The following is an 8215-nucleotide window of genomic DNA, read 5'->3' on the forward strand; positions in this document are numbered from 1 at the left end:
GGCGGGGCTGGGGTTGGCTCCGGCGGGGCGAGCTCGTTCCACGCCATGTGGGCGGAGCTCGCGCCCATCGGCCGGAACGCCGACACCGGCGGGTACCGGCGCTACGCCTGGACCGGCGCGGACCAAGAGTGCCGCCAATGGTTCCGAGCGCAAGCGGAATCGCGCGGGCTGACGTACGAGACCGACCGCAACGGCAACCAGTGGGCCTGGCTCGGCGACCCCCTCGCGGGCGACGCCGTGGTCACCGGCTCGCACCTGGACTCCGTCCCCGACGGCGGGGCCTTCGACGGCCCCCTCGGGGTGGTGTCCTCCTTCGCGGCCCTGGACGAACTCCGCAGGAGGGGCGCGGAGTTCGCCAGGCCACTTGCCATCACCAATTTCGGTGACGAGGAAGGCGCCCGCTTCGGGCTCGCCTGCGTCGGTTCCCGGCTCGCCGCCGGGCAGCTGACCAAGGAGAAGGCGTACGAGCTCCGCGACGCCGACGGCATCGGCCTGCCCCAGGCCATGGAGGCCGCCGGGTACGACCCGGAGGCCATCGGGGCCGACCCCGAACGCCTCGGCCGCATCGGCGCCTTCGTCGAACTGCACGTGGAGCAGGGCCGCGCCCTGGACCTCTCCGGCGACCGGGTCGGCATCGCCTCCGCGATCTGGCCGCACGGCCGCTGGCGGTTCGACTTCCGCGGCGAGGCCAACCACGCCGGCACCACCCGGCTGGTCGACCGCCGCGACCCGATGCTCACGTACGCGGCGACCGTCCTCGCCGCCCGCACCGAGGCGGCCCTCGCCGGGGCCGTGGCCACCTTCGGGAAGATCGCGGTCGAGCCCAACGGGGTCAACGCGATCCCCTCGCTGGTGCGCGGCTGGCTCGACTCCCGCGCCGCCGACCAGGCCACCCTCGACACGGTCGTCACGGCCGTCGAGAAGGCCGCCCGCGAGCGCGCCGACCAGGACGGCATCGACCTCGCCGTCGTCCGGGAGTCCTTCACCCCGGTCGTCGAGTTCGAGCACGCCCTGCGCGACGAGCTCAACCGGATCCTGGGCGGGGCCGTCCCCGTCCTCGGCACGGGGGCGGGACACGACGCCGGGATCCTCTCAGCCGCCGTCCCGACCGCGATGCTGTTCGTGCGGAACCCGACCGGCGTCTCCCACTCCCCGCGGGAGTTCGCCGCCGAGGACGACTGCGTGGCCGGTGTCCTCGCCCTCGCCGACGTACTGGAAGGACTCGCGTGCCGGTGAAGACGTTTTGGCTGGAGCACGCCTGGCTCGGCACGCACGTCGAGCCGGGCGTCGCCCTGGAGGTGTCCGCGGACGGCCGGATCGCGGCGGTCCGCACCGGGGTGGCGACCCCGCCCCCCGGCGCCGAGGTACTGCGCGGCCTGACCCTGCCGGGACTGGCCAACGCGCACTCGCACGCCTTCCACCGCGCCCTGCGGGGCACGGTCCAGGTCGGCTCCGGCACCTTCTGGACCTGGCGCGAGGTGATGTACGGCGTCGCCCAGAACCTCACCCCCGACACGTACTTCGCGCTCGCCCGCGCCGTGTACGCCGAGATGGCACTGGCCGGCATCACGAACGTCGGCGAGTTCCACTACGTCCACCACGCGCCCGGCGGCGTCCCCTACGCCGACCCGAACGCCATGGGCGAGGCCCTGATCGAGGCCGCCGCCGCGGCCGGCATCCGGATCACCCTCCTCGACACCGCCTACCTCTCGGCGGGCTTCGGGAAGGCGCCCGACCCGCACCAGCGGCGCTTCTGCGACGGCACGGCCGAAGCCTGGGCCGAGCGGGTGAGTGCCCTGAAGCCCCGCGAGCACGCCCTGATCGGCGCCGCGATCCACTCGGTGCGTGCCGTGCCCGCCGCCGAACTGGCCACGGTCGCCCGCTGGGCCGAGGAGCGGCAGGCGCCCCTGCACGTCCACCTCTCGGAGCAGACCGCCGAGAACGAAGCCTGCCGGGCCGCCCACGGGTGCACCCCGACGCAGCTCCTCGCCGATCACGGCGTGCTGGGCCCGCGCACCACCGGCGTCCACAACACGCACCTCACCGACGCGGACATCGCGCTGCTCGGCGGGACCACCACCGGCACCTGCATGTGCCCCACCACCGAACGCGACCTCGCCGACGGCATCGGTCCCGCGACCCGGCTCCAGCAGGCGGGCAGCCCGCTCTCCCTCGGCAGCGACAGCCACGCCGTGATCGACCTGCTCGAAGAGGCCCGCGCGATGGAGCTCGACGAGCGCCTGCGCAGCCGGACCCGGGGTCACTGGACGGCGAACGCGCTGCTCACGGCCGCCACCGGCGGCGGCCACGCAGCCCTGGGCCGCCCGGACGCGGGCCGCCTGGAGGCGGGCGCGCTGGCGGACTTCACCACGGTCGCGCTGGACTCCGTACGCACGGCGGGTCCGCTGCCGCGGCTCGGCGCCGAGACGGCGGTCTTCGCCGCGACGGCGTCCGATGTCCGCCACACGGTGGTCGGCGGCCGCCACATCGTCCGCGACGGCGCCCACACCCTCGTCCCGGACGTCCCGTCGGCCCTGTCCGAGTCCATCGCGACCCTCCGCGCCTGATTCAGCCCCGCCGGCGTTTGAGGCGCGGGGTCTGGGGCGGAGCCCCGGGAAGGGGCGGGGTGGGGGAAGGAAACCACGAGAGGAACCCATGACCAGCAGTAGTGGCACCACCACCGCCATCACCAACATCGGCAGCCTCGTCACCAACGACCCCGCCCAAGGCGACGGCAGCCCCCTCGGCCTGATCCAGGACGCCGCCGTCGTCATCGACGGCGACCGCATCGCCTGGGCCGGCCCCGCCGACAAGGCCCCGGCCGCGGACACCGCGTTCGACGCGCACGGCCGCGCCGTCATCCCCGGCTTCGTCGACTCCCACTCGCACCTCGTCTTCGCCGGCGACCGCACCCAGGAGTTCAACGCCCGGATGTCCGGCCGCAGCTATACCGCCGGCGGCATCCGCACCACCGTCGCCGCCACCCGCGCCGCCACCGACGCCGAGCTCGAAGCCAACCTGCTGCGCCACCTCCACGAGGCCCGCCGCCAGGGCACCACCACCTTCGAGACCAAGTCCGGCTACGGCCTCACCGTCGCCGACGAGGCCCGCGCCCTGCGCATCGCCGCCGCGCACACCGAGGAGGTCACCTACCTCGGCGCGCACATCGTCTCCCCCGACTACGCCGAGGACCCGGCCGGCTACGTCGACCTCGTCACCGGCGAGATGCTGACCGCCTGCGCCCCGTACGCCCGCTGGGTGGACGTCTTCTGCGAGAAGGGCGCCTTCGACGGCGAGCAGGCCCGCGCGATCCTCACCGCGGGCGCCGCCGCCGGTCTGGTCCCGCGCGTCCACGCCAACCAGCTCTCCTACGGCCCCGGCGTACAGCTCGCCGTCGAGCTGGAAGCCGCCTCGGCCGACCACTGCACCCACCTCACCGACGCCGACGTGGACGCCCTCGCCCAGGCCGCCGCGACCACGGTGGCCACCCTGCTGCCCGGCGCCGAGTTCTCCACCCGCGCCCAGTGGCCCGACGCCCGGCGCCTGATCGACGCGGGCGCGACGGTCGCGCTGTCCACGGACTGCAACCCGGGCTCCTCGTACACCAGTTCCATGCCCTTCTGCATCGCGCTCGCCGTCCGCGACATGCGGATGACCCCCGATGAGGCCCTGTGGTCGGCCACGGCCGGCGGCGCCCGCGCGCTGCGCCGCGACGACATCGGCGTCCTGACCCCGGGGGCCCGCGCCGACCTGGCCCTGCTGGACGCACCCAGCCACGTCCACCTCGCCTACCGTCCCGGTGTCCCGCTCGTTTCCGCCGTGTGGCAGAAGGGTCTGCGCGTCCACTGACGCACGGTCGATCCGGGCCTGCCCTTTGTCTTCCCTCCGTAAGGCCCCGGGCGTACCTTGAGCCACCCATCTGATGTGGCGTCAGGTATTTGTGGCCCGAGGGGAAGACGAAGGTGTCCGACCGGAAACGCTCCACCGCGATCGCGCTGGCCTCCGCGCTGGCCGGATCGGCGGTCCTGGGATCGGCGGTCCTGCTGGCCGCGCCCGCAGCCCACGCCGCCGTCGTCGACGTGGCCTACGACTGCAAGACCCCGATCGGGGACAAGTCGGCGGTATCACCCATCGACATCAAGGCCGTCAAGGACGGCGACGCGTACAAGCTGACGATGTCCTTCCAGAAGGGCGTCTCGTCCAGCCCCATCGAACTCGGCAAGGGCGCGATGAGCCCCAGCGCCGTCATCCTCGTCGGCGGCGCCGAGAAGGCGTCCGTACCGGTCTCCGGACCGCCCAACCCCGAGGCCGTACCCGCCGACACACCCATCAAGATCACCGACCTCTCGGGCACCTACACGCCCAAGAAGAGCGGCAAGGTCACCTTCACCGCCGGCGTGCTCACCATCAAGGCGATGGGCACCACGACCACCTGCACCCCCGGCAACAGCCCGGGGCCCTCGCTGGAACTGGACGTCACAGCGCCCGGCGGCGCCGGCGCGCGGTCCGGCGGCGGCGACACCACGGACGGCACCCTCCCGCAGACCGGACCCACCGACTCCGCCCTCGCCCTCGGCACCCTCGGCGGCACCGTGCTGCTCTCCGGCGCCGCCGGCGTGCTCTGGCTGACCCGGCGCGGCCAGCGGGCCCGGTCCTGAACGGAGCGCCCCGGCCATGCCCGTGCTCCACGCCCGCACGTCCCCAGAGCGCGGCCTGCGCGTCTGCGTACCCCTGCTCGCCGCGCTCGCGCTGTACGCCACGCCCCCGCACCCGGCGGCCGCCGACGAACCGGGCTGGACCGCCGAGCCGGCCGCCGGAACGGCCGCAGCCCGGCCCGGCGCCGCCCGCCCGTACTTCTACCTCGCGGGCGCCCCCGGCACCGTGCTGGAGGACCGCCTCGCCCTGGTCAACACCACCGACCAGGAGCGCACCGTCACCCTGCGCGGGGCCGACGCCTACAACACCGCCGACGGTGCCTTCGCGGTGCGCCCGGCCGCGCCCCCGGCCGCAGGCCCCTCGACAGGTCGGGTCACCGGCGCCGGAGCCTGGATCAGCTTCGGCGCCGGCGCCACCGTGAAGATCCCGCCCCGCACCCGTGCGGTGGTCCCCTTCACGCTCACCGTGCCGCCCGCGTCCCCGCCGGGCGACCACCCCGCCGCCGTGGTCGCCGGCGAAGCGGGCCGCGAGGTGGGCGTACGGGTCCACCTGCGGGTCAGCGGTCCCGCCCTGGCCGCCCTCACCGTCGAGGACGTCGCCGTACGGGGCGAGGGCGCGGCCGCGGTCGTCGCGTACACCCTGGTCAACCGCGGCAACGTGGCCCTCGCCCCCGAGCTGGCCCTGCGCGCCGAGGGCCGCTTCGGCGAGGTACCGGGCCGCGGCGCCCGCGCCCTGCCGGTCGAACTGCTCCCCGGCCAGCGGGTCGAGCTGACCGAACCCTGGCCCGGAGCCCCGGTGCTCGACCGGGTCCGCGTCACCGTCACCGTCACCGCCCCCGGCGGGGCCCGGGCCACGGGGAGCGCCTCCGCCTGGTTCGTGCCGTGGCGGGCGGCCGGCTGGACGGGCCTCGGCCTGCTCGTCCTCGGCGGGACCACGCTGGCCGCGCTGTTCCTCGTACGCGGCCGGCGGAGCCGACCGGACCCGCCGGACGGCGAGGCACCCGAACAGACCCACGCACCGGAACACGAACTGACGGGAGCCACCAGGTGACGAGCCTCCGGGGAAGACTCGCAGCCCTGCTCGCGGCGGGGCTGGCGGCGTGCGCGCTGGCGCTGTTCCCCGCGGCCCCGGCCGCCGCCGACGAGGGCAAGCCCACGGTGGCGCTCTCGCTCCAGGAGGCCGCCACGGGCACCGAGATCACCGTCACCGGCACCGGCTGGCGGGCCAGGACACTGGTGATGCTGCTGGTCTGCGGGCAGAACATGATCGGCGGCACCAACAGCTGCGCCAACGCCGACGGCGCCGCCGTCTCGGTCGCCGACGACGGACGCTTCGCCGCCCAGCTGCCCGTGGTGGCACCGCCCAAGCCCTGCCCGTGCATCGTCAACGTCACCTCCGTCAACGGCGACCAGTCCACCGTCGCGACCCCCCTGAAGATCACCGGTCACCCGGTGGCCGAACTGCCCGCCGAATCGGGCACGGCCCGTCTCGCCCTGCTCACCGGGGTCCGGCTGGAGGGCGAGGACGGGGTGCTGACCTGGTTCGGGGCCCCGCCCGGCCGGAAGTTCAAGGTCACCGTCGGCAATCTCGGCTCGGCTCCGGTCAAGGACCCGGTCTTCCAGCTCGGCACCGCCCACGGGGTGTTCGCCCCCCTGTGGGAGGAGGTCCGGTGGAAGGGCACCATCCCGCCGGGCGGCAAGGCGGAGATCGCGCTCGACGTCGCCCTCACCGCCGGCGCCCACGGCGACTACACGATCTCCCTCAAGTACGGCGAGACCGTCCTGGCCACCCAGCCGTGGGGCGTGGACCGCCCGTACGGCGTCCTGCTCTTCTGGGGCCTGCTCCTGCTGGTGATCCCGGCCGCGGTCTTCCGTATCGGCATGGCCGTCGTCGACAAGGGCCGGCCGCGCGCCGCGCCCGCCGCCGGCCGCCACCGGGGCGCGCGGCCCGCCGAGCCGGCATCGGCCGTGACGGCCCGGCTTCCCGGGCTCCCGACCCTACGGGGAACCGCGCCCGGCCGCGCCGAGCGGCCGGCGGAGCCCCCTCGGACCACCACGGCGGTCCTGCCGTGGTTCACCCCGGACAGCGCGCCGGAGACAGCACCACAGACGTCCGCACCGTCTGAGAACCGTTCGACGACGAAGGGACCATCGTGAAGACCCAACGGAGGGTGAGCGCGGCCGTGGTCGCGCTGCTGCTCGGCGGCGCGGGCATTGCCATGGCGGCTTCTCCCGCCCAGGCCGCCGAGGCCACGTACAAGGTGAAATGCGTGCCGCCGGCCGGCGGCGGCGATCCGGTGGAGGGCGAGACCACCGCCAAGATCACCGCCCCGGCCACCGCCAAGGTCGGTGACGAGGTGGACGTGGTCTGGGAGACCGTCAAGCCGGCCTCGAACAACACCGACCTGATGGACATCCCGAAGGACTCGGTCCAGCCCACCGGCTGGATCGCGCTGGGCGGCGGGATGGGCGAGCTGAAGGTCGTCGGGGAGAAGAAGAACCCGCCGATCCCCAAGAAGGCCCCCATGGTCATGTCTCCGATGAAGGGCAAGCTGAAGCTCACCAAGGCCGGCAAGATCACCCTGACCCCCGGAAAGTACGAGGTCGCCGTCACCTTCTCCTTCGGCACCTTCGTCACCAAGTGCGCACCGCAGGGGGCGGTGACCGGCGGGGCCACCATCGACGTGTCGGCCGGCTCCAGCGGCGGGACCACGACCAGCGGCGGCTCCACGACCAGTGGCGGCTCCACGACCACCTCGGGCGGCTCCACGACCAGTGGCGGCTCCACGACCACCTCGGGCGGCTCCACCTCCGGCGGCGGAGGCGGCCAGAGCGACTTCCCGGGCAAGCCGGTCGAGGTGGCCTTCGACTGCGGGCCGGTCGTCCCGGGGGGCATCAAGACCCCGGTCACGATCAACGCCAAGAAGAACGGCGGCAGCTACGACCTGACGGTCAAGACCGCCAAGGGCGCCATGGCGGCGCCCATGGCCCTGCCCGCCGGAGCCCTCAAGCCCTCGATGAACGTGAAGCTCGGCGGGGCGGACAGCGGCATGGTCAAGGTCTCCGGCCCGGCCAACGCGGAGCCGATCCCCGACAAGGCCCCGGTCAGCCTCAACGACATGACCGGCACCTACAAGCCGGGGAAGACCGGCAAGGTGACGCTGAGCCCGGACCAGCTGACGATCGACGTCACGATGGCTCCGGGAGCCACGCCGATCAACGTCCCCTGCAAGGCGGCCAGCAGCGGCGTCTCGCTGGAACTGGACACCACCGCCCAGGCGGGCGGCTCCGGCTCCTCGACCACCACCACCGGAAGCACCACCTCGGGCGGCCTCGCCGAGACCGGCGCGGAGGACGAGGGCGGTATCAAGGCCCTGGCCCTGGTCGCCGGCACGGTGATCCTGCTCGGCGGCGCGGTGTTCACCTTCACCCCGTGGCGCCGCCTGCGCGGCACCCGGTAGCGAACGCGGGGGGGGGGGGGGGGGGGGGGGGGGGGGGGGGGGGGGGGGGGGGGGGGGGGGGGGGGGGGGGGGGGGGGGGGGGGGGGGGGGGGGGGGGGG

General features: G+C 74.6%; 7 protein-coding genes. All 7 read left to right on the forward strand.

All coding sequences use genetic code 11. The annotated features are described in order from the left end of the window. Positions 1–45 precede the first annotated feature (45 nt). The 7 genes from ACZ4TV_RS29020 (at position 46) to ACZ4TV_RS29050 (ending at position 8116) form a co-directional block, all read left to right on the forward strand. Positions 46–1236: an allantoate amidohydrolase gene (locus ACZ4TV_RS29020; RefSeq protein ID WP_468138027.1), complete on the forward strand. Its 1191-nt coding sequence runs from the start codon at positions 46–48 to the stop codon at positions 1234–1236. Next, entirely contained in the window at positions 1227–2567 is a 1341-nt protein-coding gene (locus ACZ4TV_RS29025; RefSeq protein WP_468138028.1) for a formimidoylglutamate deiminase, read from the forward strand. Before ACZ4TV_RS29020 ends, ACZ4TV_RS29025 begins: the two co-directional genes overlap by 10 nt. Positions 2568–2655: 88 nt before the next feature. After that, on the forward strand, positions 2656–3849 hold the full coding sequence (hutI, locus tag ACZ4TV_RS29030; RefSeq protein ID WP_468138029.1) for an imidazolonepropionase: 1194 nt from the start codon (positions 2656–2658) through the stop codon (positions 3847–3849). Positions 3850–3962: 113 nt separating this feature from the next. Beyond that, complete coding sequence (locus ACZ4TV_RS29035) at positions 3963–4658, forward strand: LPXTG cell wall anchor domain-containing protein (protein ID WP_468138030.1); 696 nt, start codon at positions 3963–3965, stop codon at positions 4656–4658. Between the two features lie 16 nt (positions 4659–4674). Next, complete coding sequence (locus ACZ4TV_RS29040; RefSeq protein ID WP_468138031.1) at positions 4675–5706, forward strand: COG1470 family protein; 1032 nt, start codon at positions 4675–4677, stop codon at positions 5704–5706. After that, positions 5703–6812, forward strand: a complete 1110-nt coding sequence (locus ACZ4TV_RS29045; protein ID WP_468138032.1) for a hypothetical protein — start codon at positions 5703–5705, stop codon at positions 6810–6812. The genes ACZ4TV_RS29040 and ACZ4TV_RS29045 overlap by 4 nt, the downstream gene beginning before the upstream one ends. After that, entirely contained in the window at positions 6809–8116 is a 1308-nt protein-coding gene (locus ACZ4TV_RS29050) for a hypothetical protein (protein WP_468138033.1), read from the forward strand. Before ACZ4TV_RS29045 ends, ACZ4TV_RS29050 begins: the two co-directional genes overlap by 4 nt. The last annotated feature ends 99 nt before the right edge of the window (positions 8117–8215 follow it).

Source organism: Streptomyces sp. NPDC028910 (genome assembly GCF_055564955.1).

Coding starts and splice junctions, on each gene's coding strand:
- ACZ4TV_RS29020 (WP_468138027.1), top strand. CDS start 46: ATGTGGGCGGAGCTCGCGCCCATCGGCCGGAACGCCGACACCGGCGGG.
- hutI (WP_468138029.1), top strand. CDS start 2,656: ATGACCAGCAGTAGTGGCACCACCACCGCCATCACCAACATCGGCAGC.
- ACZ4TV_RS29040 (WP_468138031.1), top strand. CDS start 4,675: ATGCCCGTGCTCCACGCCCGCACGTCCCCAGAGCGCGGCCTGCGCGTC.